The organism is Aeromicrobium sp. PFPM2_SD2 (assembly GCF_057364525.1).
Map to the genome: position 1 here is coordinate 1 of NZ_JBNFNZ010000670.1, position 902 is coordinate 902.

Here is a 902-nt window from a genome sequence, read left to right on the forward strand (position 1 = left end):
CGGCGTGGCCCGGGCCGTCGGCGTGCGCACGGCCGCGCCCCTCGGACTGTGCTTCCTGCCCGCGTTCTTCCTGGTCGGGGTGGCGCCGACCGTCATCGGTGCGCTGTCGGGGCTGCTGCCCTGACGTCCACAGCGCCGCCCGCTCGCCGCGGACGTCCACAGCTCGACGGCGCGGTCGCAGATCGGGGCTGATCGGCACCCATGTTCTGCGTGAAAGCTCCACCACTTCCAGGAGGAACCATGAAGAACACCCTCACCCGCCTGCGCCGACGTCGCGACGAGCTCGGCATGACCACCGCCGAGTACACGGTCGGCACGCTCGGGGCCTGCACCGTCGGCGGCGTGCTGGTCAAGATCGGCCAGAGCGACTGGTTCGGCGACCTCGTCAAGGACGTCATCGGCAAGATCCCCGACCTGCTCCCGTTCTGACCCCCTGGCGGCCGGGCGGCCGAGCAGGTCGCCCGGCCGCGCCGACTTACCAGAGGAGGCAGCCATGCCCCACGTCCTGCGGCAGCGCGACGAGCGCGGCGCCACCACCGCCGAGTACGCGGTGGCCACGATCGGGTGCACGGCGTTCGCGCTGTGCATCGGGGGCGGCATCGCCCCGTACCTGGAGCAGCTCGTCCCGCAGGTCTGGGACCTCGACGAGCTGCTGCGGTCGTCCTTCGGTCCGCTGAGCAAGCCGTTCTTCGGCATGCGGATCCCGTGGTGAGCGCGCACCGCGAGCGCGGCACGGTCACGGCCGAGACGGCGGTGCTCGCGCCGTTCGCGGTCGTCGTCGGGCTGCTCCTCGTCTGGGTGGTGTCGCTGGGCGTCACCCAGGTGCGGCTGGTCGACGCCGCCCGTGAAGGGGCCCGCGTGGCGGCTCGCGGTGAGGACGAGGACGCGGCGCAGGCCGCGCG

Annotated in this window: 3 protein-coding genes; all 3 read left to right on the forward strand. The window is 73.1% G+C overall.

Going from position 1 to position 902, the window contains the following annotated elements; translation table 11 throughout:
• The first annotated feature begins 240 nt into the window (after positions 1-240).
• Positions 241-429: a DUF4244 domain-containing protein gene (locus tag AC2W7G_RS17325; protein WP_485869530.1), complete on the forward strand. Its 189-nt coding sequence runs from the start codon at positions 241-243 to the stop codon at positions 427-429.
• 64 nt (positions 430-493) lie between these two features.
• Positions 494-712: a DUF4244 domain-containing protein gene (locus AC2W7G_RS17330; RefSeq protein ID WP_485869531.1), complete on the forward strand. Its 219-nt coding sequence runs from the start codon at positions 494-496 to the stop codon at positions 710-712.
• Positions 709-902, forward strand: a 194-nt coding sequence (locus AC2W7G_RS17335; RefSeq protein ID WP_485869532.1) for a TadE family type IV pilus minor pilin, incomplete at its 3' end; no start/stop codon positions are given. The genes AC2W7G_RS17330 and AC2W7G_RS17335, both read left to right, overlap by 4 nt.